22 protein-coding genes and 2 tRNA genes are annotated in these 23606 nt (G+C 50.9%); 11 read left to right on the top strand and 13 right to left on the bottom strand.

Features of this window, described 5'->3' with window-relative positions; all coding sequences use genetic code 11:
- From HFN16_RS13165 to HFN16_RS13110, 12 genes are all read right to left on the bottom strand, one after another.
- The gene (locus tag HFN16_RS13165) at positions 1–795 is read right to left on the bottom strand and encodes an ABC transporter ATP-binding protein (RefSeq protein ID WP_168891194.1); all 795 of its coding nucleotides are present in this window, start codon (positions 793–795) and stop codon (positions 1–3) included.
- Entirely contained in the window at positions 788–2089 is a 1302-nt protein-coding gene (locus HFN16_RS13160) for a DUF3382 domain-containing protein (protein ID WP_168892362.1), read from the bottom strand. Before HFN16_RS13160 ends, HFN16_RS13165 begins: the two co-directional genes overlap by 8 nt.
- A gap of 68 nt (positions 2090–2157) precedes the next feature.
- The gene (locus tag HFN16_RS13155) at positions 2158–3060 is read right to left on the bottom strand and encodes a branched-chain amino acid ABC transporter permease LivH (protein WP_168891193.1); all 903 of its coding nucleotides are present in this window, start codon (positions 3058–3060) and stop codon (positions 2158–2160) included.
- An 80-nt stretch (positions 3061–3140) separates the two neighbouring features.
- Positions 3141–4301 (bottom strand): branched-chain amino acid ABC transporter substrate-binding protein, encoded by a 1161-nt coding sequence (locus HFN16_RS13150; RefSeq protein WP_168891192.1) that lies wholly within the window; start codon positions 4299–4301, stop codon positions 3141–3143.
- 192 nt (positions 4302–4493) lie between these two features.
- The gene (locus HFN16_RS13145; protein ID WP_168891191.1) at positions 4494–5141 is read right to left on the bottom strand and encodes a tetratricopeptide repeat protein; all 648 of its coding nucleotides are present in this window, start codon (positions 5139–5141) and stop codon (positions 4494–4496) included.
- Positions 5131–5277: a CcmD family protein gene (locus HFN16_RS13140; RefSeq protein WP_168891190.1), complete on the bottom strand. Its 147-nt coding sequence runs from the start codon at positions 5275–5277 to the stop codon at positions 5131–5133. Before HFN16_RS13140 ends, HFN16_RS13145 begins: the two co-directional genes overlap by 11 nt.
- Positions 5278–5350: 73 nt before the next feature.
- Positions 5351–6013: a cytochrome c biogenesis protein CcsA gene (gene ccsA / locus HFN16_RS13135; protein ID WP_168891189.1), complete on the bottom strand. Its 663-nt coding sequence runs from the start codon at positions 6011–6013 to the stop codon at positions 5351–5353.
- Positions 6014–6016: 3 nt separating this feature from the next.
- Complete coding sequence (locus tag HFN16_RS13130; protein WP_168891188.1) at positions 6017–6694, bottom strand: heme exporter protein CcmB; 678 nt, start codon at positions 6692–6694, stop codon at positions 6017–6019.
- Positions 6688–7353, bottom strand: coding sequence for an ABC transporter ATP-binding protein (locus HFN16_RS13125; RefSeq protein WP_168891187.1), 666 nt, complete (start codon positions 7351–7353; stop codon positions 6688–6690). Before HFN16_RS13125 ends, HFN16_RS13130 begins: the two co-directional genes overlap by 7 nt.
- Positions 7353–9248 carry a cytochrome c-type biogenesis CcmF C-terminal domain-containing protein gene (locus HFN16_RS13120; protein ID WP_168891186.1) on the bottom strand — a complete coding sequence of 632 codons (1896 nt, stop codon included), beginning with the start codon at positions 9246–9248 and terminating at the stop codon, positions 7353–7355. Before HFN16_RS13120 ends, HFN16_RS13125 begins: the two co-directional genes overlap by 1 nt.
- Before the next feature lie 233 nt (positions 9249–9481).
- Positions 9482–9913, bottom strand: coding sequence for a cytochrome c maturation protein CcmE (locus HFN16_RS13115; RefSeq protein WP_168891185.1), 432 nt, complete (start codon positions 9911–9913; stop codon positions 9482–9484).
- Positions 9914–9943: 30 nt separating this feature from the next.
- Positions 9944–11002, bottom strand: a complete 1059-nt coding sequence (locus tag HFN16_RS13110) for a hemolysin family protein (protein ID WP_168891184.1) — start codon at positions 11000–11002, stop codon at positions 9944–9946.
- A 112-nt stretch (positions 11003–11114) separates the two neighbouring features.
- Here HFN16_RS13110 and HFN16_RS13105 point away from each other — a divergent pair, with 112 nt between their 5' ends.
- Positions 11115–12191, top strand: a complete 1077-nt coding sequence (locus HFN16_RS13105; RefSeq protein ID WP_247648336.1) for a glycosyltransferase family 9 protein — start codon at positions 11115–11117, stop codon at positions 12189–12191.
- Between the two features lie 76 nt (positions 12192–12267).
- Positions 12268–13236, top strand: a complete 969-nt coding sequence (locus HFN16_RS13100; protein WP_168891183.1) for an HD domain-containing phosphohydrolase — start codon at positions 12268–12270, stop codon at positions 13234–13236.
- Positions 13237–13303: 67 nt separating this feature from the next.
- On the opposite strand, the gene nadD is transcribed toward HFN16_RS13100, so the two are convergent.
- Positions 13304–13960, bottom strand: a complete 657-nt coding sequence (nadD, locus tag HFN16_RS13095; protein ID WP_168891182.1) for a nicotinate (nicotinamide) nucleotide adenylyltransferase — start codon at positions 13958–13960, stop codon at positions 13304–13306.
- Positions 13961–14630: 670 nt separating this feature from the next.
- Between nadD and HFN16_RS13090 the strand changes: the two genes are divergently transcribed.
- From HFN16_RS13090 to HFN16_RS13050, 9 genes are all read left to right on the top strand, one after another.
- A tRNA-Leu gene (locus HFN16_RS13090) sits at positions 14631–14717 on the top strand.
- A gap of 182 nt (positions 14718–14899) precedes the next feature.
- The gene (locus HFN16_RS13085) at positions 14900–15826 is read left to right on the top strand and encodes a diguanylate cyclase (RefSeq protein ID WP_168891181.1); all 927 of its coding nucleotides are present in this window, start codon (positions 14900–14902) and stop codon (positions 15824–15826) included.
- A gap of 151 nt (positions 15827–15977) precedes the next feature.
- Positions 15978–16958 (top strand): D-glycerate dehydrogenase, encoded by a 981-nt coding sequence (locus tag HFN16_RS13080; RefSeq protein WP_168891180.1) that lies wholly within the window; start codon positions 15978–15980, stop codon positions 16956–16958.
- 3 nt (positions 16959–16961) lie between these two features.
- Positions 16962–18311 carry a glycerate kinase gene (locus HFN16_RS13075; protein ID WP_168891179.1) on the top strand — a complete coding sequence of 450 codons (1350 nt, stop codon included), beginning with the start codon at positions 16962–16964 and terminating at the stop codon, positions 18309–18311.
- Between the two features lie 72 nt (positions 18312–18383).
- Positions 18384–18470: transfer RNA gene (locus HFN16_RS13070), tRNA-Leu, on the top strand.
- Between the two features lie 286 nt (positions 18471–18756).
- Complete coding sequence (locus HFN16_RS13065) at positions 18757–19788, top strand: transglutaminase-like domain-containing protein (protein WP_168891178.1); 1032 nt, start codon at positions 18757–18759, stop codon at positions 19786–19788.
- A 136-nt stretch (positions 19789–19924) separates the two neighbouring features.
- Complete coding sequence (locus HFN16_RS13060) at positions 19925–20506, top strand: DNA-3-methyladenine glycosylase I (protein ID WP_168891177.1); 582 nt, start codon at positions 19925–19927, stop codon at positions 20504–20506.
- 250 nt (positions 20507–20756) lie between these two features.
- Positions 20757–22085, top strand: a complete 1329-nt coding sequence (locus HFN16_RS13055) for a Na+/H+ antiporter NhaC family protein (RefSeq protein WP_168891176.1) — start codon at positions 20757–20759, stop codon at positions 22083–22085.
- A gap of 125 nt (positions 22086–22210) precedes the next feature.
- The gene (locus tag HFN16_RS13050; RefSeq protein WP_168891175.1) at positions 22211–23449 is read left to right on the top strand and encodes a hypothetical protein; all 1239 of its coding nucleotides are present in this window, start codon (positions 22211–22213) and stop codon (positions 23447–23449) included.
- The last annotated feature ends 157 nt before the right edge of the window (positions 23450–23606 follow it).

Raw genomic sequence — 23606 nt, 5'->3', positions numbered from 1 at the left:
TTAGTCATCATGCTCCTCCCCGAGGTAAGCCTTGATGACATCCTCGTTCGCCGCGATTTGTTGCGGCGTACCCTCGGCGATCATGCGCCCATAGTCAAGCACATAAATGCGATCGGACATGGACATGACCATTTTCATGTCATGTTCGATGAGCATAATGGAGATATCGAACTTCTCGCGGATGTCCACGATGAGCTCTTCCAAATCGAGGGTTTCCTGAGGATTCATGCCTGCTGCGGGCTCATCCAGCAACAACAGGAAAGGATCAGTGGCAAGGGCTCGAGCTATCTCCAGCCTTCGCTGCTTACCATACGCTATATTCGAGGCAACTTCGTTGCAGTATTGATCCAACCCCACCAATTCTAGCAATTCATAACTGCGCTGAATCACTGCCTGCTCTTCTTCACGAGTGGCCTTGTTGCGGGAGACAGCTCCCCAGACCGAAGACTTGGTGCGGCAGTGGGTTCCGATCATGACATTTTCAAGTGCAGTCATGGACGGAAATAAGCGGATGTTCTGAAAGGTACGCGCCATGCCCAGTTCGGTGACTATATTCGGCTTCTTGCCGTTAATTCGACGGGGCTTACCTGTTGAATCAGGGTCAATAAGCACATCGCCACTGGTCGGAGTATATATACCTGTAATGCAGTTAAAGAAGGTGGTCTTTCCTGCACCATTTGGCCCAATGAGGGCCACAATTTCCTTGTCGTGCACTACGAGATCGACTTCATCCAGAGCACGGATGCCTCCGAAGTCCTTACTCACGGCATTAACGTTGAGAACTGGATTACTCATTAGGTGCACCCGCAGTCTTTGTAGCTTTGTATTCGTAGATCTTACGCTTGGCACTGATCAGGCCCTGAGGTCGGAAGACCATAACCAAGACCATGATGGCACCGAACAGGAGCATGCGGAATTCAGCGAAGTCACGCAGGTATTCCGGAACGAGAATCAGGATGACAGCGCCAGCGATAACACCACGAACCGACCCCATACCACCGATAACGACGATGGAAAGGATGATCGCAGATTCCCAGAAGGTGAAAGACGCCGGATTGATGAAGGTCGTCTTTGCGGCAAACACAACACCAGCCATACCGGCCCAGGTTGCCCCCAAGGAGAATGCCATAAGCTTGGTCTTCATCTTGTCGATGCCCATTGCCTGACAGGCAATCTCATCCTCGCGCAGGGCAAGCCAGGCTCGTCCAATGCGGGAATTCTGGAGTCTATTGACGCAGAAGATGGTGAACAGAACCATACCAATCATGATGTAATACATGTAGTTGGTAGAACCGATTACACCGAGCTTCATATCGAAGAAGCCAGGACGGGCGATGGAAGAAATACCGGAGGGGCCCATGGTGACCTCGCCCCAGTTTTCCAGGACCAGTCGGATAATTTCACCGAATCCCAATGTTACAATAGCGAGGTAGTCACCCCGCAACCTAAGGACCGGGAAACCGAGGATGACACCACAGATGGCACCAAGAGCGGCACCAACCGGAAGCATGTACCAGAAACCGATATCCCAGTGCATGTTGCATAAGGCGTAGGCATAGGCACCTACAGCATAGAAAGCAACAAAGCCCAGATCAAGCAGACCAGCCAAACCGACAACAATGTTCAGCCCCAGACCCAGTACGATGTACAGGAGGCAGGAGATCATGATGTTGGTTTGATAGAGATTGAAGAGCTGAAACTTGTCGCCCATGATGTTGAATTTCAGCGGAGCGATGGCAGCGACGACACCGATAATGACAAGCAGAGTGTACTTGATGGCCGGAGTCGTCTGAATCATCGTCAGAAACGATTCGACTTTCGTCTCCTGCTTAACTTCATCCTTTTTGAGCTCTTTTCGAGCCAACATCCACCGCCACAAGAACGAACCGAAAAATACGGCAAGGGCGATATACGCCATATTTTCCCAACGCCACACCACAGTCTTGTCGATGGTATCGACCTTGATCACCATGATGGGGAAGGTCAGGAAAACGAACCAGACAGCAGCCAATGCAGACTTCTTGAGCGCCTCTGCGAAATTCTCGCATCCGGCGGCCAGAAAGGACTGCACAAAGCCCTGCTGATCCATTGTTTTGCTTAAGTTAGTCACGATATATTCCTCTCAGGCTCTTCTTTCGAGTAGCCTTATCGTCAAAGTTACACCTTCTGGACCTTTTCCTTACCCATGATTCCAGAGGGGCGGAAAATCAGAATGAGAACGAGCAGGCAGAATGCAAAGACATCCTCATAGTCAGAGGAGACGTAGCCGGTGGCAAACGCCTCGGTCAGACCGAGCACAAGGGCTCCAAGCATGGCGCCGGGGATGGAGCCAATGCCGCCAAGCACTGCAGCGGTGAAAGCCTTAATGCCTGCGATGAACCCGATAAAGTAGTTGATCTGGCCGATATGGGAGGCGATGAGAACGCCGCCAACAGCTGCCAGGCTCGAACCGATGACGAAGGTGGCAGAGATGACCATGTCGACGTTAATGCCGACCAACATAGCCATCTTGCGGTTCTGGGCAGTGGCACGCATGGCCTTACCCAGCTTGGTGTACTTGATAAACAGAGTCAGACCGATGCAGACCATGATGGTGGTCACAACAATGACCATCTCAGAGGAACTGAGCATGGAGCCCATACCCTTCATAAATTCGAACTCAGGAATGAGTTCCGGGAAGGGAAGGAAGTCAGAGGTCTGAGAGAGCATCACGTAGTTCTGCAGGAAAATGGACATACCGATGGCAGAAATCAGAGGAGAAAGACGCGGAGCGCCACGCAGGGGCTTGTACGCAACTTTCTCAATGGTATAGCCATAGGCTGCGGCCCAGATGACCGCACAGATCATGGCGATAATCAGGATTGAGTAGCCAGGGAAACCAAGCATGGTCAGCAGCCCAGCCACGATCAATCCAGTGAATGCGCCGATCATGTAGATTTCGCCGTGGGCGAAATTGATAAGCTCAATGATGCCGTAGACCATAGTGTAGCCAAGGGCGATGAGAGCATAGATGCTGCCTCGGGTCAGTCCGCCGAAGAGCAATTCCAGAAAATAATCCATAAATTAGTCCGTCTATTAATATGACACCAGGGGACAGGCATACACCTGCCCCCTGGCCGTTCATAGTCTTAAATCAACAATTACTTAACTTCCACGTACTTGCCGTCTTTAACCTGGTAGATGGCGAAGCCAACACCTTCAGCATCACCCTTGGCGTCGAACTTGATCTTGCCAACAGGGGTGTCAACGTACTTGGTGCGCAGAGCGTCAACGATCTTTGCGTAGTCGGTGGAACCAGCGTTCTCAACAGCCTTCATCAGAGCCAGAGCGGCGGAGTAAGCTTCGGGGAAGAACGGACCGGGATCGGAACCGAATTCTTTCTTGTGAGCTTCAACGGCTTCCTGGAACAGGGCGTTGGAAGAGAAGTCCATCGGACCGGTAGCGTAAACGCCTTCAGCGTACTTGCCGGCAACCTTGATGAAGGTATCATCCTTCACACCGTCATCAGACAGGAAGGGAATCTCAAGGCCCTTCTTGCGCATACCAGTGACGATCTTGGAAGCTTCAGGATGGTAACCACCGAAGATGACGCCGTCAGCACCGGAGGATTTGATCTTCTGAACAACGGCGGAGTAATCAACTGCGCCGGGGGTAACGCCTTCAAACAGAGCGACGTTGATGCCATCTTCCTGCTCAATGAACTGCTTGCAGAAAGAAGCAAAACCCTTACCGTAGTCACCCTTATCGTGGATAACTGCGATGTTCTTGAGACCAAGCCCCTTGGCAAAGGCAACTTCGAGAGCAGCCTGTGCATCATCAGGAGCGATGGTACGGAAGAAGTTCGGGTACTCGCCGGACTGAGTCAGAGGCGGGTTGGTAGCAGAAGGAGATATAACAACGATCTCGGATTCGAGATAGATGGGCAGAGCAGACTTGGTGGCGCCGGAGCAGATGTGACCGAGAACGATCTTCACGTCGTCGGAAACCATCTTGGTGGCGGCGTTGGTAGCCAACTCGGGCTTGCACTGATCGTCCTGTGCGACGACTTCAACCATGGCGCCATTGACACCACCGGCAGCGTTGATTTTGGCTGCGGCGAGCTTAGCGGCATTAACAGTAGGCAGGCCATAGGAGGCCAGGTCGCCAGAATGAGCACCGGCTACGCCAAGAACAATTTTTTCAGCGGTAGCTTCGCCGGTTTCTACGTCAGCTTCGTTGTCTTTTTTGCGTTCTTCACCGCCGCATGCGGCGAGCATGAAGGCCATAACGAGGCTCAACGCGATCAGAGACAGTTTTCTCATACTTCCTCTCCTAAATGTATAAGGGTTCCAACAGTCACAACTAGAAGTTGCAAAAATGCTTCAGAGACTTGAAAACGCGTCTCCCCACGCTTTTCCAAGTGCAATGAAGCATTGTATTTAATTTGCAAATCTTGTCAATACGATATGACAGATCAGCTGTCACACCAACAACTTGATTTTTAATTATTTTTTCTACTCGAGCTCCTGCTTGGCCATCTTTATGATTTCCTGGTCATCCTTTTCAACGGCAATAACCTTCTCGAAATAAGTTCGGGCTTCATCAGGCTTTTCGAAATAATGTTTGTAAATGACCCCTGAATTGAACAATGCCAGAGAATCGTTCGGTTCGATCTCCAGGATCTCCTTATAGACGTCAGCAGCTTTCTGAAACTCCTGCTTATTGAAGTGGACAATGCCAATAGCTTTGAGCAGACCGATGTTTCCGGGATCAATTTCATTAGCCTTCTGGAGCGGCTCAAGAGCACGGTCCCATGCACGCATCATCAAGAACGCGTTACCGAGGTTTACGAGCGCTTTGGTGTCATTGGGATTGGCCTCAACTGCAGCCATGAATTCCCTGATCTGTCCCATGCTACCGCCCATGCCTTGGCCCATGACGTCAGAAGTCCGCTTTCCCGCATTGGGGCCATCATCCTGAATTCCATCGCCATCGTGATCATGATCAACAGGTTGCTGAGGCCCCTGCTGTTTCTTCACCTGCACAAACAGATTCGGATTATTCATTCGATAGACAAAGCTGGTAACAAACATGGCGGCCACGGAAATGATAACCGCCAAAATGACCGACTTACGGCCGAAAGATACAGTGCTAGCTGTCATCGCCGCCTCCCAAGAGCTCAATCTGTTGCTCACGCTTTTTCAATTCCGATGCCCTGGAAGCCAGGAAACCAAGGTATCCCGCGATGCCAATCCAGACGAGGCTGTTGGCTATGATGAGATAAGTGGTTGCAGACATATTTTCTCCCTATTCTACGGGTAGTTAATCTATATGAAAATTACGGACTTACTCTTGAAAATTCGACCAAACTCTATTCTTCGTCCCAAACGAGCTTTGCTTCCAACTCTGCCTGACGGCCCAACTGCTTCACACGAGCAAGCAAAATGGAACCCCAGACAAACCCGAAAGCGATGAGACCGGCGAATACAGTGTGCCACATTTTGACGGCCATGCCGGAGCTCTGGCGCGCCACACCATCAGGGTGAGCACTGCCCCACAGCTTTGCGGCAAAGAAGACCAATGGGACATCAAGGAAAGCGACGATACCCAGCACGGCACAAACAAGAGCCTTGCGATCGCGGCCCATGGGGGTGACTCGCAGGACGAGATACGCCGCGTAAACATACCACATGATCAAAGCAGTGGTGAGCTTGGGATCCCAGATCCACCAATGCCCCCACTCGGCGCGAGCCCAAACAGAACCTGTTGCGAGAGCCAAGGTGGCAAACAACACACCAAGTTCGGCGGCTCCACCAGCGATACGGTCGTACTTATCATCTCGTTTGAAGAGATAGAGGATGGAGGACACGAACACCACGAAGAAAGACATGAGCGCCCACCAGGAACACGGCAGGTGCATGTAGAATATCTTCTGCACCGGTCCAGACTGGGCTATGGGTGCATAGAACCAGATCATATACTGGTGAACCAAAATGGCGAGAACTGCCAATGCGGTGAGAACCTTCACTTTCATACTCTACTCTTCCCCACTGTAGACGAACGGGAACAGGAACAGGCCAGCCCCTGCAAACAAACAATCAAAAGCAAAAATTAATCCGAGCCAATTATCCGTACCTTCCACGGCTTCGGGCGAAAAACACATGCCGAACAAAGTGATTCCAGCCAACAGCACTGGCAACAGAAGTGGAAATACGATGACCGACAAAAGCGACTCTCGGGCAGCCTGTCCCTGACTCAGCGCACCGAGCAGCGCGCCAATGACAACAAGGCCGATATCAGCACCAACCAAAGTCACCAGCAACAGCCACCATGGACCGGAAACGGTTTGCCCCAAAAAGGCTACAGTTGCCGGCAGAAAAACCAGCTGCGAAATGAGCAGCAAGGTCAACCCGGCAAGCCCCTTACCGATCCATACGGCATGAACGGGCGCAGGCGAGGACAAAATACCGATACGCGCGCCGTTGGCCTCTTCGATGGAAAACAAGTCATTGAAGACCAGCACCAGTCCAAAAGCCGAAGCGAGCCAGAAAATGGCTCCTGCGGCCTGTGGCGAAATGGCTCCGCCCAGCGGCTTGGACAACGAAAACATGAATATGAGGAGTAATCCCAGCAATACCGCCTGGACCATCCCCTGCCCTCCGGACACGGAGAGCTTCAAATCTTTAGAAACAAAGGCAGCGGTGCGTTTTAGCATTCACACACCTCCACCTGATATTCAGATGCAGGCCCAAAGTATTCCAGCTTCTTGCCACCAATGGCCAGCACAGTGTCAGCCAAGGCGGTATCTTCCGCTACGTGATGACTAATCCAGACCACACTGGTGCCATTATCTCGAAAGCCAACAATCTCACGGCGCAGTGTCGCCAGAGACTTGGGATCAAGACCGGTTCCAGGCTCATCCAAGAAGATGAGCTTGGGCTCCACAAGATAGATACGGGCCAAATTCAAACGCTGCGCCATACCTCGGGAAAAGGAGCCAGCCTTTTCTTCCGCGGCACGCTCAAGCCCAACACGCTTAAGCAGAACCATAAGCTCATCACGGGAAGCGGAAATGCCGTACATGGACGCCCAGAACTTCAGATTAGCCAGTGCGGAAAGCCCCGGATAAATGAAGGTGGAATGCCCAAGATAGGCAACCTCCTCCGGCTCCAATCCCAGCGCCACATCACCGGCAGACGGCTTGGACAGCCCTGCCATGATACGCATGAGGGTTGATTTACCTGCACCGTTGGGGCCAGCGACCAGCATAATCTGGCCCGGTCCAACCTCACAGGAGATATCTTTGAAGACGAGCTTATTGCCATAAAATTTGGCAGCTCGTTTCACCGTCAAAAACGGCTTACCTCCAGCCATTACTCGGTCTCCTCAGGTCGACGAATGCGACGCAGAACGAGGAACGGCAAAATGCACATGATAGTGCCGCCAATCCAGACCCAGTTCACCAGCGGATTCACGCTGATCTTGAAGCTGGCCTTCTCGCCTTCGGTGAACCCAAGCAAAGTCGAATAGACTTCGTCACCCAGGCTGAAGATAGTGGAAACTTCAGCGAACTGTTGTTGTTCGAAGTTCTTGTAAATACGTTTGTCGGGCTGCATCAGGCCGATCACCTTTCCATCCTTGGTCACTTCCAAAGTGGTGGTAGCGCGAGCGAGCAACTCGGGAGTGTTGTCCTCCACCATGGAGAGGTACTTGATCTGGTAATCGCCAAGCTGAGCAGTCTCGCCCTGAGCCAACACAAACTCATGCTCAATCTTGTACGGACCGGAGAAGGCGATACCAAGAGCCATGAGCACCAGGCCAAGGTGAATACCGTAAGCTCCCCAAGACTGGCGAGACTTGCGAAGATTCGGATTAAGCACAAACAACATGATAATGGACACGACAGCGGCCACGGATGCGGCAGCGGTCAGCGCGGCCAATGGCTTGGTCATACCCGAGACGTAGAAGGTGATCAGAGCTGCGACCAGCACACCGGAAACAGCGCCAAATCCAATTTTATTACGGATTCCGCCCTTCCAGCCAAGCCAAGGACAGTAGCAGAAGATCAACACCAGCACAGCCATGAACGGCAGGCAAACACGATTGTAGAAGTTTGCATCCAATCCCATGGACTTGGTAGTCCAAATCTGGCTGATGACGGGCCACATGGTTCCGAGAGTAACAACCATACCGAGTGCCAACAGGAACCAAGCGGTAATGACCAGCATTCCCTGTCGGCTGATGAAGTCGGACAAAGTACGGTAGGTGGGACGTTCACTCATGAAGGTCACCATCAGAGTGATCACGATAATGGCAACCTGCCCCCAGAACAGCGGGATGGCCACCGGGGATTCGCCGAAGCTATGCAGAGAATCAATAACGCCCGAACGAGTCAGGTAGGTAGAGAAGATGCACAACAGGAACGTCATGGACATCAGAAAAACGTTAGTACGCTGAAGCGCATTGCGACGAACCTCAATGATGGAGGTATGCAGCACGGCGGTACCTGCGAACCACGGAATCAGGGAGGCATTTTCGACCGGATCCCATGCCCAGTATCCACCCCAGCCCAACTCCATGTAGGACCACCAACCGCCCAGCACGATGCCTGCGGTCAGGAAAACCCAAGACAGGATGTTCCAGTTGCGGGATGCAGTAATCCAGGATTTCTGCTCACCGGCGATGGAAGATGCCAAGGCACATGCTGCCGGGATAGCGTACATGGCGAAACCGAGGAAAAGCAGCGGCGGATGGAAGATCATGCCCGGGTTGCGCAACAAGGGATTCAGACCGCGACCATCAGAAGGCGCAGGAATCATCTCGATGAACGGATTGGACCAGCACGTAAGCAGGAGCAGGAAGAAGCCCTGAATTGCGAGGAAAAACATCCAGAAATACAACCGTGTTTTAGGTGCGAGCATCCGGTACCCCGGCGTGTACACATAGATCATGCCTGACACGGCAATGATCAATTCCCAAAACAGCAGTGAACCTTCGCGTCCGCCCCAAAAGGCAGTGAGGGTATATACGAAGGACAGCGCATTATCGACGTTGTCATAGACATACTCAAAGGAATAGTCGCGGGAAGCCAGAGAGATAAGCAGAATCATCGACGAAAAGAGAACGCCACCACTGCCGATAATCTGGCCGCGCTCAATGAGCCCGAGGGCGTCTTCTTTGTCGCTCCAGGCCGCGACTCCGGCCCAAACCGCGAGGAACAAAAAGGCGAGCAAAGCGAAAAGCAGGCCCACGTAACCGGTCAAATGCATAGAAACTCCTTCAGAAACGTCGTACTAATGCGCAGACATACCGCACATCAGGCGGCCGCGTCCATGATCAAAGTCAAACTGCGATAGACTGGGATAAATCAAACGGGCAACCATGTGAACAAAATTTCACTTCCCCCGAAAGCGCCATATCCCGGACAAAGAAAAAGACAGGACCACCGCGAAGCGGCAGGCTACCTGTCTTTTCATCGCCAAAGGCCGAAACGCCTATGGCGTTAGCCTTTCTGGCTCTCCATTTCCTTGCTCTGCTCCTCATACTTGGAGGGACATTTGGTAACAAGGGTACGGGCGACAAAAGTCTTTCCGTCAGGGGTAAAACCACCTTCAACGATGACTTCCACGTCTTCTTTAAATGTATCAGGCAGTGCTCCTTTGAACTCTACGCGCAAAGATTTACCTGCTTCCATTTTATCAACGAGATCGAAGGCTGCGCCAAGTTTTCCTTCGGCGATGGCGAGATTCTCAGGAGACACCTTGCCGAACAAGCGTGCCTGTTTGATTTGACTCCGGTCCTCGGCAAGAGCTTCAGAAACATTGAGGAAGTAGACACTGTCCTCAGTCAGCCCGGAGAAAATAAGGTATCCGAGGCCGCCCAAGAACAAGAGCAGAGCCACGGCATAAACCGCTTTGTTGTTGCTTTTCGCCATTATGTATTCCTTGTAATCATGCGCATCGCGCTACTTGTCATTGCTGTCGCCGTCTTTGCCGAGGTTTCCCGTCAACTCATCACGCTGCTGGCGTGCGAGTTCACGCATATCCACTACCTGGTCGGTCTCGTCAACAATTTCACTTCCCAAAATTTCTTCAAGCACGTCTTCCAAAGTCACGACTCCGGCCACTCCGCCATACTCGTCCAGAACGACGCACAAATGGAGTCGGCTGCCTAGAAACTTCACCAGCAACTTATCCAGCGTAATGGTTGCCAAAACGAACCGGACCGGCCGCATGATGTCACTCAGCTTGAGGTCATCCCTGTCATCGGCCAAGGCCTCAAGCACCTGCCGCCTGTAGACCACACCCACAATGTCTTCCTGATCTTCATCATAGACCGGGATACGACTATGCGGCCACGTAGGTTGCAACTCCCGCGCCTGACTTACGGTCATATCCGAAGGCAACGAGAACACCACTGTGCGCGGCGTCATGATTTCTTCAACCGTTTTGGTGTCCAGCAGCAGAATATTACGGATAGACTGCTCTTCGTACGGTTTGATCGACCCTGATCGACGCGTCAGGGAAACAATAGCCCTAATGTCATCTTCTGTATGATCCGGCCCCTCATCCTTTTTACTCACCGCGCTTGAAAGGATTCCCATCAGAGCAATGATAGGTTTGAATATCCAAACCAAGCCTCTGAGCGGTCGCGCCAATGGCGGTGCAATCTGTTCACTGTAAACCACACCGATAGTTTTCGGGAGAATCTCAGTAAAGATGAGAATAATTACTGTAAAGCCTGCTGTAAAGGCCCAAAGAGTCTCTTTTCCATACAAATTGGCCCATGCCCAACCGGCAACAGCAGCACCTGCTGTATGAGCGCATGTGTTCAAAGTCAGAATTGCCGTGATAGGCTCATCTACATTGGAACGAAGCTTGTGTAATATTTTGGCCGACTTACGACCACTCGTCATGAGTTTCTCAATGTCTGCCCAACTCATCGAATACAATGCAGCCTCAGCCACGGAGCAAAACATAGAGACAAAAACGGCCACACTGACCGCAAGAATGAGTTCTAACATTTCAGTTTGTTACTTCCTGGTTCTGTCCGGCTCGGGCCGGAATCTCGATAAAGAAATCTAGCAGATAGAAACATGTCACGCAACTTGGTGCAAGAAGGAAAAAAATAAAAACATGTTCCTCACACTTTGCCCATCATCTCTTGACTTCCGTGCCAATAAAAGCAAACTCAACCGCATGACTCACAACGGCGCAAAAAATCCGAAAATTGTATTCCGCCTCAGCCACATGGGTGATGTGGCGTTGACCACAGGTGTTCTGTCTCACTGGCAGGAAGTTCACTGTGACACGTTCATCTTCATCACTCGCAGCGGAAATGCGCCGCTTCTGGAAAGACACCCCGCCGTCCAAGATGTCATCACTCTTGACGATGCTATCCTCAAAGGAAAGGCCTGGCTAAAAGAAGCTCCCCGCCTTGCATCTCTATATCAAGGGCATACTTTGCTCGATCTACATGGCACTTTACGATCACGGATCCTTTCTTTCTTTTGGAAAGGAGAAGTAAAGCGATACCCCAAATTCGGACTTGAACGCCGTTTGTACGATCGTACCCACGCGGAGGTCTTTCGCAAGAGACTGGAAGCCACCACCGTACCTCAGAGATACGCCATGGCTTACGGAGAAAAACCAGCTCAAGCCGAGCGACTGGTCCCGCGAATCTATCTTTCGGAGTTTGAGAAGGATGATGCAGCACTTCGTCTGCAGCATCTGACCGGTGACAGACCACTGGTCGCAATACATCCTTACGCTACGCACCCGGCAAAGCAGTGGCCGAGGGCACACTGGAAAGCGTTAACCGGCCTTTTGGCCAGCGCAGACATGGATTGGATCATCGTTGGACGCGACAAGGAACCGCTCATCCCTGGCCATGACCATGACCTGACCAACAAGACCGACTTGCGTGAGACTTGTGCTCTGCTCAGTCAGGCCGATTTACTGGTGACAGCCGACTCAGGCCCCATGCATCTAGCCAGCGGCGTAGACACCCCATCCCTTGCCATGTTTGGTCCCACTGCCAAAGTCTGGGGTTTCTATCCTGCCGGACCGCTCGACCGAGTTCTGGAGAAAGATCTGAACTGTCGTCCCTGCTCTCTTCATGGCGGCAAACCTTGCGAAAAGGGATACGAATGTCTCGCAGGGATCACACCGGAAGAGGTCTTGGAAAACGTAGCTGAAATGCTGAAGAGATAGTCCAATATCATTGACAGTGCACCTTCGGCCCCGCACACTGAATATGCGCGGAATCCCTTAACCGAAAAGGTGCACGATGACAGAAAAACTGCTTTCCGTTTCTCCCAATCTGATCCTTCCTGCCACCAACGCCAAGTTCGAGATATATCTCAAACAAGAAGACAACTACGTTCTATACACTCGAGCTGGCGAACGGTTTTCAGACGAAACAGTGCTTCGGTTACAGGCGCAAGCCATTGACCAAGTATTCATACCCGCCAGCCAAGAAGCGGAACTCACCTACTATATCGAGCGGCACATTGCTTCGATCCTGAAAAACACTTCCATACCCGTTGCCGAACGAGCTGACGTATGGAACAAATCTGCGTCCAGCCTGGCTCAAAACCTGTTTGAGGAGCAACTTCCGCCCGCCCTGCTCAAGAAGCGCTTCGAACGTTTTCAGAAGCTACTTCAAGGCAGCGTCCAGTTCTTCAAAACCAAAGATGCCCTCAAGGAGCTCTCACGGCTCATCAGCAAGGGGTTCGACATCTACCACCACGGCCTTTCCACCAGCGTGCTATCCGCATGTGTCCTCATGACATTCGATGAAATCAAAGAAGATCAACTTCCTGCCGTCTGCGGCGGTGCCATGCTGCACGATATCGGCAAGATGCGTCTCCCTGCCGAGCTGCTCAAACTCGACCCGGATCGCATGGGAGATGATGAACGAAGAGATTGGGAAACACACCCGGCTCTGGGCGTTCAAATCAGTGCAACGATACCTCTACCGCCTGAGGCAATCCATTGTGTGTTGTTTCACCATGAGCGAGAAGACGGCAAAGGCTTTCCGACTCGCACTCCAGGCAGCGGTATCCCCACTTTTGCCAAGGTCGTTGCCCTGTGTGAACGATATGACAATCTCACACGCAACCAGCCTTACCGACATGGGATGAAACCCTTTGAGGCTCTGAAAACAATACGACAAGACGCAGGTTTCTGTGATCCCGAAATATTCACCCGTCTGGTGCAGGTGCTATCTGATGCAAATATAACGAAAAAGCCTTAACTTCGGTGAACTGCCAGGCATTACAATCATTCATGATAGACAGAAGAAGGTTCTTTATCCTGACCTCTTAGGTGCGTTTTCCCCAACACGCCCCTACTTCCGATGAACGCTCCTCAAGCAGTTCAATTACGTCTTCTGGCACTAACAGGTTCAAATTTCGACGCTCTAACCAGCGACGACGGATATGTCCTCCCTTGATATCCAATCGAGGGATATCAATCAGGCGAACAGTATTGCCTTCGGGAAACGTCCAGACTCCCTCTTCGTCCTGCTTCGCATTTGGCCAATTATCCTCAACGAATCCGGCAACCTCACCTGCGGCCGTCCAGCGATTGACCACCACAAGGGATGCAAGATCCGGGATTTCCAGTCCACGCCGCCACTTGGGCAACTCCAAGAATGTAGATGCACCGAGGATGAAGAAGAACTCGGAACTAGGCTGCTCTGTACGGAAGCAATTCAGCGTGTCGCAAGTGAAAGAAGGACCGGGCCGCTCGCCTTCGAGAGGATTCGACCCCAGACCGGGGATGTTGCCAATGGCACGCTCGACTAATTCCAACCGCAATTCAAACGGCAAAATATCTGCACCCGACTTATGCGGAGGCTGCTTGGCAGGAAGAAGTTCAACCCTATCCAGGTTAAGCTTTTCCAACACCTCGATTGCCATGCGCACATGACCAGTGTGTACCGGGTTAAAACTTCCGCCAAGAATACCAATTTTCATGAGGACTCCTTGATTAATCAAGAATAGGCGCGTTGAGAAAAGGAATCAAGGAAATGAAATTGCAATACAGTTCCTTCATGAGTCGGAAACGTAGGAGCTTTTTATCCGGATTTCAAGGTGTTCACATACCCCCCCTATCACCAACGCATAGGATAGGCCTATTCAACGACTCAACAAAGTACTCCACCTAGCGAGGTATAAAATTTTTTACCCACAGAAAGAACCTTAGACAGTTGTTCAAAATTTTATACCCAACAGCAGATAGAGGCACATAAGAAAAACACTCAACTGTCGCCACAACCAACTGCTTTAACTGGGTTTATAATATTTTTTGAGAATCAAGAACAAAGTGGCACACCGGTTGCTATATTCAAATCATCATTCTTCCTTTTATTTGCACAACGAGAATAACAGGCTTCAAGGGACGGTCCCGCGAAGCCTTCTCGTTTTTTTGGGGCCTGTGACAATCACCTGAAACATCACCCGAAGAAGGATCACCTCCTCACCATGGTCCATTACATAATTTAGACCCTCAGTTCATCTGACTGGACTCCATCCATAGGCAGAAACGTCTATTTACTCACTTTTTTCATTTTTTCTGAGAAAAACTTAAAAAAAGACTTGCCAACGAGTGGGCGCAAATATATACCCCTTTTCGCCCTGACGAAGTGCCGAAGTGGTGGAATTGGTAGACACGCTAGGTTCAGGGTCTAGTGGGAGCAATCCCGTGGAAGTTCGAGTCTTCTCTTCGGCACCATGAACACAATAAAGCCCAGCTTACGCTGGGCTTTTTTGCGTTTAATACTAGTATGTTTATCCATAGACTGCCCTCCTTTCCCTGCATCAAATCCTGCGCCTTTGGTTTTTTCCCATGCTTGGTGTATACTATGCCATCAGTATCCCTCCCGTTGAACTTCAGAAAAGCGATGAGGAAGAAACATGATCAATGAAAAACCGAGAATTCTGGTGGTGGCCGACGCAGATGAAATCAGTACGCCACTGGTTGAAAAACTCTCGAACGATTATCATGTGGAGCATGTAAAGGAGTTCGATGATGTACCACTGAACACCTACACCAGACTTCCTGACCTCATCTTGCTGGCTCCCCTCAATCACAAGAAAGAAGGCTTCGATTTTTGCCGTCGCCTCAAAGAAGACAAACACACCCAAAAGGTTCCAGTTCTTTTCATCACGAACCATTCAGACGACTTGGATGAAGCAAAGGGGCTGGAATTAGGAATTTCCGACTACATAACCACCCCTTTTCGCTGGCCCCTTGTACTGACAAGAATTAGCAACAATATTGAGCTCAAACGTCGAGGCGATCTACTTGAGGAGTTGGCGCTACTCGATCGAATGACCAAACTGCCCAATCGTCAAAACTTCGAAAAGACCATTACCGCCGAATGGTTCCGGGGCCAACGCTCACAGGAAGCACTATCCCTTCTCATCTGCAATCTGGACGAATTCAAAAAATACAACGACCATTTTGGCTACGCCATGGGGAATTCCTGCTTGCACAAAGTTGGAAAACGACTCAACAAGATTGCTTCCCGAGCATCGGATTTGACGGCCCGCATTGGTTGGGAAGGATTTGCCATTGTTCTCCCGGCAACAGATAAGGACGGGGCCATGACTCTTGCCGAATCGATCCGGACAAACATCGAAGCTCTGCGCCTACCTCATGCTCCAACGGCTACCAGGGAGCACATTACCATCAGTCTGGGCGTGGCAACAATGATACCATCAAGGGATTCTTCGCCTGAAGTGCTTTTTGAAGAAGCAGCAAAAGCCCTCAAGGAAGCGAAAGATACTGGGCGAAACCAGGTCGTGGCGGCAGCGGAGTACAAAAAACTATTCGGTTGATACAATCTCAACCAAAGAACAGCCTCGCAAGACATCGGGCATAAACACTCATTCTTGACAAAATCCTCACTCTTCTCCGCTGGAAGAGCGAATCGTTTTGCCCTATGCTTTCTTTTCATCACAACACATTGAAACTCAAAAAGGAGCCACGATGGAACGATTTAAAGTTCTTGTTACACGAAATATTCCGCAAGAAGGCATCCAACTCCTTGAACGCATAGCTGATGTAGACGTCTCACCTCATGATCGTCCTTTTCCTCGAGAAGAGCTACTCGCCAAGGCTGGTGAATATGATGGGATCCTCGGTCTGCTAACCGACAAGATCGACGGAGAGTTTTTCGACGCCGCTCCCAAACTGAAAGGCTACGCCAACTACGCAGTTGGATATGACAATATCGACGTGAAGGAAGCCACCCGCCGTAAGGTGCCAGTTTCCAACACCCCCGGCGTGCTTACCGACGCCACGGCAGAGCTGGCTTGGGCTCTCATCTTTGCTGTTTCCCGTCGCGTTGTGGAATCCGACAAGGTCATGCGATCTGGCAATTGGTCGGGCTGGGGGCCGCTCCAATTCATTGGCGGCGACATCAAGGGAAAGACCCTGGGCATCGTTGGCGCAGGCCGCATCGGTACAGAAACAGCGCTCATGTCGCGAGGATTCGGCATGAAGGTTCTCTACACCAGCTCGTCCGGCCGGAAGAACGGCGTATTAAACGCAGAGCTTCATGCAGAGCTGGTTCCTTTTGAAGAACTCCTCAAGCGATCTGATTTCATTTCCATTCACGCTCCACTCACTCCGGAAACACGGCATCTTTTCAATGCTTCAGCCTTCTCTTTAATGAAAGAGAGTGCCTACATAGTGAATACTGCACGCGGCCCAATCATCAATGAAGAAGACCTCGTACAAGCATTGCGCAATGGAGATATTGCAGGAGCGGGCCTTGACGTGTACGAAAACGAACCCGCCATGGCCTCCGGTCTGGCCCAACTGGAAAATGCTGTCGTACTGCCTCACATAGGTTCAGCCACGACATCCTCCCGCACTGGTATGGCAGAGCTTGCAGCCCGCAACCTCATCGCAATGCTCAAGGGAGAAAAGCCTGAAACACCGCTCAACCCGGAACTCTACGATTAGCCAATGACCGCATATACAAATAAACAGGAACAGTTGATGACCATTGTGGACCGCACCCTTCAGGCGGTCTCGCCCGATCCGGCCATGCGTGCAGCGCTCAAGCTGGATGGCGACATGCTCACTGTGGATGGAAAGAAATACGATCTCACCCAATATGACCGCATCTTCGTTCTCGGTGCAGGCAAAGCATCCGCAGCCATGGCTCAGACACTGGAAGCCCTGCTGGGAGATCGCCTGCATGGCGGCATCATTGCCACCAAGTACGAACACTCTGTCCTTTTGAAGAAAACCACCATCATGGAAGCGGGCCACCCTGTACCGGATATGGCCGGAGAACGTGCGGCAAAGGAACTGCTCAGCCTCGCCAAAGGCACGACAGAAAACGACCTTGTCTTCTGCTTGATGTCCGGCGGAGCAAGCGCCATCGTTCCTGCCCCGCGCAATCCTGTGACACTGGCCGTGAAGCAGGGCGTCACCCGCAAGCTGCTGGAATGTGGAGCGACCATCAATGAGATCAACGCAATCCGCAAGCACCTCTCCCTGTTCAAAGGCGGGCACCTCGCCAAGGCGCTTGAACCTTCCACGGTTATCACACTGATTATCTCCGATGTTGTCGGCGACTATCTGGATGTCATCGGTTCCGGACCCACAGCACCCGATCAATCCACCTTCCTCGACTGCCAGACTATTCTTGATAAGTACAAACTCTGTACCGGTATCCCTGCCGAAGTTAATGAGATCATCTGCGAAGGCTGTGCCGGAGATACGCCCGAGACCTGCAAAGAAGGTGACGCCTGTTTTGATCGAGTGCAAAATGTCATCATCGCCGGCAATTCCATGGCCGTTGACGGTGCAGCAAAAGCAGCAAAGGAAATGGGATATACTCCCATAGTGGTAGATTACGCGATGGAAGGCGAAGCCCGTGAGGTGGCTGCAAAGATGATACAGCTTGCTGGAGAATATTGTGAAGGCAAGCATGACATTAAAGCCCCGGTCTGCCTGCTGGCCGGAGGCGAGACGACTGTGACCATTCGAGGCAACGGCAAAGGCGGCCGCAACCAGGAACTGGCCCTCGCTGCCGCAATCGAACTCTCCGAGATGCAGGAGCATCGTGAACAGATCTCTGTCATGAGCTTTGGAACAGACGGCACCGACGGCCCCACTGACGCGGCAGGCGCATTGGTACTGCCCGACACGGTTGCCCGCTCGGATGAACAGTCCAATTCGGCCCGCCAATTCCTGGCGGATAACAATGCCTACGAGTTTTTCACCAACACCGGCACCCTTATCAAGACTGGCCCAACTCGTACTAATGTTATGGATGTCGTGGCCATTCTGATCGACTCGAAATAAAAATTCGGATTTCATAATTAATCTGTTGACATGAACAGGCCGTATAGATATCTATTCCTTCCCTGACGGAGTGCCGAAGTGGTGGAATTGGTAGACACGCTAGGTTCAGGGTCTAGTGGGAGCAATCCCGTGGAAGTTCGAGTCTTCTCTTCGGCACCATTTGAAAGCACGGGCCAAGGTTGTAAAACCTTGGCCCTTTTCTTTTGCCTCATCACCAGCCACTGCCTATGCGGGGTGGTAATCACACAACGCCCTCAGCTCTTACGTTTCAACAGTTCCATGAGCTGCAGCCTTTAAAACCTCCCCATCAATCCCTCTTGTGCCAGAGTTTTGGATAGAAAAATGCCTTTGACTTAGGCGACTGCTTCATACAATTGGTCTCTTCAAGAGTATTAATCACACCTATGAAACCCATAGATAAAACTTTATACCAGAAGGACTGATTATGAGAGGACAAACGATTCTTAGCGCCCTGCTTTTGGCCCTACTCCTTTGCACACCAGTGTTGGCTGGCAGTGCAGCAGGGACTGTCACCATGCAATTCGATATGAGCGAACAACCCAAGGGAGAGGAAATCAAACTATGGGTTCCCTACCCGGTTTCTGACGAGAATCAAACTATCACCAATGTTCGGATTAATGGCGATTACATCGAATCCGCCGTATACACTGACAACAAATTCCAGGTCCCGATGCTTTTCATGAGATGGGACAAAAACAATGCGGCTAAAACTGCCACTTTTTCATATGATGTAGAGCGCAAGGAGATCACTCGCGACAAGCTGCCCACAACTGAAGCACAGTGGGACCCTCGCGATTACAAAATCTATCTTGAGCCGACTCGCCTTGGTCCGATCGATGGTCAAGTCAAAGCTCTTGCCGACTCCATCACCAAAGGTGAGACAACCATCGTCGACAAGGCCAAGGCCATTTATGACTGGATGTGTGAGAACACCTACCGCAACCCTGAGACACGCGGTTGCGGCGAAGGAGATGTCTGCCTCCTTATCAAAGATCCTGGTGGTAAGTGCGGCGACCTGAGTTCCCTTTTCATAGCACTGCTTCGTGCCTCTGGCGTCCCTTCTCGTGAAGTATTCGGAATTCGACAGGCCAAGAATATGCAGCAAGATATCACCAAATGGCAGCACTGCTGGGCGGAATTCTACGTACCCGGTTATGGCTGGGTGCCCGCAGACCCTGCAGATGTTCGTAAAATGATGCTCAAATACGACCTGAAACTGACAGACTCCAAAACTGACGAATACCGGGATTACTATTGGGGCGGAATTGACCCTTACCGCATCAAGCTCAGTGAGGGACGAGACTTGAAACTGACTCCAGCTCAGAACGGCGCCCCGGTCAACTACCTCATGTATCCCTATGCTCAGGTCGGAGGGAAAACCCTTGATTGGCTCGACCCTGAACACTTCAAGTATACCATCAACTACACCCAGAAGACACAACTCTCACAAAAGTAAAGACAAGCTCACAGCTTGAAAGATCCTATACAGAGGCCCTCAATCAAATGATTGAGGGCCTCTTCACTCAGATCAGTCTGTTCAAGTGCAAAGGCATATGCCAAGATGACATTCGAACAATGAACTGGAGAATTACATGTCTGACCGAATCCGATGTCCCTGGTGCGGAGACGACCCGCTTTACGTAAAATACCACGATGAGGAATGGGGCGTCCCCGAATATGACGATCAAAAGCTCTTCGGCATGCTTATTCTTGAGGGAGCTCAAGCCGGCCTCAACTGGATCACGGTTCTCCGCAAGCGGGAGACCTACCTTGAGGCGTTTGACAACTTCACCCCTGAAATAATCGTGGAATATGACGAAGCAAAGGTTGCCGAACTACTGCAGAATCCCGGCATCATACGAAACAAGCTAAAGGTCCGTTCAACAATCAAGAACGCACGAGGCTACTTGGACATTATGGAGAATGAGGGCTCATTCAGCGACTTTCTATGGAATTTCGTGGACGGGAAGCCAATTCAAAACAGATGGAAAACTCTGGACGAATGCCCGGTACAGACAGATGCATCAATAGCAATGAGCAAGGCCCTAAAAAAGCGCGGCTTCTCCTTTGTCGGCCCTACCATCATGTATGCCTTCATGCAGGCCGTAGGCATGGTTAACGACCACCTTGTTGATTGTTTTAGACACGAAGAATGCAAACACACCACCAAGTAACAATTTGATTTTTCAGTAGTTCGACCTCATCATAACCCAATAGGCCATGAGGGTTGCCTTCATCAGACTTTCCCCTTATCGTGCGCCCCGCAACTCAAAAGGGGCGCTTCTTTGCGTCTATTAGGACGAATCCAGCGACCTCCGTTTTATCTAATACTTATCCTTTATAATCTGCCGTCCATTGTACGAGTCATCTTCGTCACGTACAGTTACGTGCGGCTGAATAATTTCTATCAAGAGAGAACCTCTCATGAAGCATGAAAACCCTTCCAACGGCCTAGCCCTATTACCCCTTGTCATTTTTCTCGCCTTGTTCGTAGGGACAGGCGCCATGCTCACTGCTCAAGGAGTGAGCATGGCTTTCTACCAGCTCTCAGCAACCGTTGCCATTCTGCCAGGCATAGCTTTCGCGCTGTTCATGGGACGTGAAAAGCTGGATAAGAAAATCAACATCTTCCTTGCTGGCGTTGGAGACAACAGCATTGTCACCATGTGCATGATTTATCTTTTGGCTGGCGGATTCGCATCTGTGGCCAAAGCGATCGGTGGCGTGGATGCTACCGTCAACCTGGGCCTCTCTTTCATCCCCGTTGAACTTGTCTTGCCCGGCCTGTTCGCCATCGCTGCTTTTGTCGCTACGGCCATGGGCACCTCCATGGGCACTGTGGCAGCCATTGCACCAATTGCCGCTGGGATCGGCCAACAAACGGATATCTCCGCGGCACTGCTTATGGGCACTGTAGTCGGTGGTGCCATGTTCGGCGACAACCTCTCCATGATCTCGGATACCACTATCGCCGCAACCCGTACGCAAGGCTGCGCAATGAGTGACAAGTTCAAAATGAATGTCCGCCTCGTTGCTCCGGCAGCAGTGGCAACCTTGCTGCTGCTCGGCTTTACAGGAACAGCCGGGAACATTTCCAACGTTGGGGACTGGGAATTTCTTCGTGTTGTGCCCTACCTCGTCATCCTTGGCCTCGCCATCGCGGGTATCAATGTATTCATAGTATTGGCTTCCGGAATCATTCTGGCTGGAGGGGTAGGACTCGCCGCGCTCCCCGACTATTCCCTTATCAAGTTCTCACAAGATATCTTTACAGGCTTCACCGGCATGCATGAAATCCTTGTTCTCTCCATGCTCGTCGGAGGCCTAGGAGAACTCATTCGTTACAACGGAGGCCTGAAATGGCTGCTTGAGAAGGTTAACAAGCTTGCTCACAAAGCGGCCAAAGGGAACAAGCGCCGCTCCGGCGAATTTGGCATCGCTTCTTTGGTTGCTCTTGCCGACCTTTGCACAGCGAACAATACCGTCGCCATTATCCTCACAGGCAATCTTGCTCGCGAAATCGCAACAGACGCCGATGTTGATCCACGTCGCAGTGCAAGTCTGCTGGATATATTCTCCTGCATCGTCCAGGGTATTACTCCATACGCAGCCCAGGTACTACTTGCAGGCTCCATCGCTGGCATCTCCCCGGTGGCCGTCGGGTTCAACAACTGGTACTGCCTCGTTTTGGCTGGAGTATCAGTCGTAGCAATCATGACTGGTTGGCCCGCAGCCAAACCCAATAAGAAATAAAGAGAAGGCGCTTTCAATAAATATTGAAAGCGCCTTTTTAAATCACCATTTGCACACCTCGACTTAAACAGGCATCTTTAGAAATCGGTATTTCTCCATGACTTTCGTGACATATGAGTACAAACATGACGATTCGATCCCAAATACAAGATGCCATAAACGACCCCGAGAAGCTGGAAGCACTCTACAGGCAAAACAGCAAACGCTTTTCTAAAGCATATAAAGACGTATTGGACACCAATCCAGACTCCATACTTCTTCGTGCATGGGAGGCGCGCCTTAACTATTCAGAAAGCACTTCGCCCAGACTCACCACGATTGACCTCATAGTCATGCTGCTCCTCTGCATTGCAGCCGGCACCCTGCTCAAAATCCCAGAATGGACAACCATAAAAGACGCTGAATTCTTTCCGCGTTTTGTCGCATTGATTCCAATGGGCGCCATGTTCTTATACACCATGCATTTGCGCCAGTGGCCAAGAGTTGTAACGAGTGCGGGCATTGGGGTCATTGCCAGCCTCATCGTAGTTATGTCCATTACCCCCTCAGATTGGGACGACGTCTTCCAACTAGCCAGCCTTAATCTTCCTTTCCTACTTTGGACTCTTTACGGAGCAGCCCGAATGAATAAGGAATGGAGATCAACCAATGCACGCATTGAGTTCATTCGATTTTCTGGAGAACTCATTATCCATTCAGGCCTTTTCTTCATAGGTGGAGCAGTGCTCCTCCTTCTCACCAGCGGCTTATTTGAACTACTCAATATACGTACTCAATGGGTCTTTGAGTACCCGGCAATTTATGGCCTTGCCTCCATTCCATTGGTTGCAGCCTGGGCTACAGACACTTATTCAGCCGCCAGAAAACTTGTTCCACTGCTTGCACGTATTTTCTCTCCACTGTTACTCGCCCTTATAGTCGCATACATGGGAGCAATGGCTCTGCGAATCGAGGAGTTATTCCAAGACCGCTCAACTCTGCTCATCTACAACATCCTGCTGCTCTGTGTTCTGACAACAGCTGTATTCACTCTGACAGGACAAAAAGAAAAAAAGGGAAATAAACTCGAAAACGGTATCATTAGCTATATGATCGGAGCTACACTCATTCTCGATATCATGGCAATTGCAGCGATCGGATGGCGAATCTTCGAATTTGGCATTACTCCCAACCGTATGGCAGTTCTGGGTTCCAACATCGTTGTTTTCGGCAATTTACTGACAATGGGATTGGGGTATGTCCACTACTGGAGAAAAATCAACACACTGGAAAGTATCGAACAGAGGCTGGCCCAATACCTTCCAGTTTACACTTGTTGGACACTCTTCTCAGTTCTTATTCAGCCATGGTTATTTCGTAATTAGAGAGCAATGATCAAATAATCCTAATCACCAAAGACAGCGAAGTTTTTTTGTTACTAAATCACTATGATTCACTTGCCATGATGTGATAGAGCCTCGGACAACACCATCCGCTTTGTCGCCTAGCCCTTGCTTTTAATTTGAATTTCAGGCAGGGAGG

It is taken from the genome of Pseudodesulfovibrio sp. zrk46 (assembly GCF_012516435.1).
In the GTDB taxonomy this organism is placed as follows: Bacteria; Desulfobacterota; Desulfovibrionia; order Desulfovibrionales; family Desulfovibrionaceae; genus Pseudodesulfovibrio.
This window is presented reverse-complemented; position numbering and strand designations above follow the sequence as displayed.

Coding starts and splice junctions, on each gene's coding strand:
- HFN16_RS13165 (WP_168891194.1), bottom strand. CDS start 795: ATGAGTAATCCAGTTCTCAACGTTAATGCCGTGAGTAAGGACTTCGGA.
- HFN16_RS13160 (WP_168892362.1), bottom strand. CDS start 2,089: ATGGATCAGCAGGGCTTTGTGCAGTCCTTTCTGGCCGCCGGATGCGAG.
- HFN16_RS13155 (WP_168891193.1), bottom strand. CDS start 3,060: ATGGATTATTTTCTGGAATTGCTCTTCGGCGGACTGACCCGAGGCAGC.
- HFN16_RS13150 (WP_168891192.1), bottom strand. CDS start 4,301: ATGAGAAAACTGTCTCTGATCGCGTTGAGCCTCGTTATGGCCTTCATG.
- HFN16_RS13145 (WP_168891191.1), bottom strand. CDS start 5,141: ATGACAGCTAGCACTGTATCTTTCGGCCGTAAGTCGGTCATTTTGGCG.
- HFN16_RS13140 (WP_168891190.1), bottom strand. CDS start 5,277: ATGTCTGCAACCACTTATCTCATCATAGCCAACAGCCTCGTCTGGATT.
- ccsA (WP_168891189.1), bottom strand. CDS start 6,013: ATGAAAGTGAAGGTTCTCACCGCATTGGCAGTTCTCGCCATTTTGGTT.
- HFN16_RS13130 (WP_168891188.1), bottom strand. CDS start 6,694: ATGCTAAAACGCACCGCTGCCTTTGTTTCTAAAGATTTGAAGCTCTCC.
- HFN16_RS13125 (WP_168891187.1), bottom strand. CDS start 7,353: ATGGCTGGAGGTAAGCCGTTTTTGACGGTGAAACGAGCTGCCAAATTT.
- HFN16_RS13120 (WP_168891186.1), bottom strand. CDS start 9,248: ATGCATTTGACCGGTTACGTGGGCCTGCTTTTCGCTTTGCTCGCCTTT.
- HFN16_RS13115 (WP_168891185.1), bottom strand. CDS start 9,913: ATGGCGAAAAGCAACAACAAAGCGGTTTATGCCGTGGCTCTGCTCTTG.
- HFN16_RS13110 (WP_168891184.1), bottom strand. CDS start 11,002: ATGTTAGAACTCATTCTTGCGGTCAGTGTGGCCGTTTTTGTCTCTATG.
- HFN16_RS13105 (WP_247648336.1), top strand. CDS start 11,115: ATGTTCCTCACACTTTGCCCATCATCTCTTGACTTCCGTGCCAATAAA.
- HFN16_RS13100 (WP_168891183.1), top strand. CDS start 12,268: ATGACAGAAAAACTGCTTTCCGTTTCTCCCAATCTGATCCTTCCTGCC.
- nadD (WP_168891182.1), bottom strand. CDS start 13,960: ATGAAAATTGGTATTCTTGGCGGAAGTTTTAACCCGGTACACACTGGT.
- HFN16_RS13085 (WP_168891181.1), top strand. CDS start 14,900: ATGATCAATGAAAAACCGAGAATTCTGGTGGTGGCCGACGCAGATGAA.
- HFN16_RS13080 (WP_168891180.1), top strand. CDS start 15,978: ATGGAACGATTTAAAGTTCTTGTTACACGAAATATTCCGCAAGAAGGC.
- HFN16_RS13075 (WP_168891179.1), top strand. CDS start 16,962: ATGACCGCATATACAAATAAACAGGAACAGTTGATGACCATTGTGGAC.
- HFN16_RS13065 (WP_168891178.1), top strand. CDS start 18,757: ATGAGAGGACAAACGATTCTTAGCGCCCTGCTTTTGGCCCTACTCCTT.
- HFN16_RS13060 (WP_168891177.1), top strand. CDS start 19,925: ATGTCTGACCGAATCCGATGTCCCTGGTGCGGAGACGACCCGCTTTAC.
- HFN16_RS13055 (WP_168891176.1), top strand. CDS start 20,757: ATGAAGCATGAAAACCCTTCCAACGGCCTAGCCCTATTACCCCTTGTC.
- HFN16_RS13050 (WP_168891175.1), top strand. CDS start 22,211: ATGACGATTCGATCCCAAATACAAGATGCCATAAACGACCCCGAGAAG.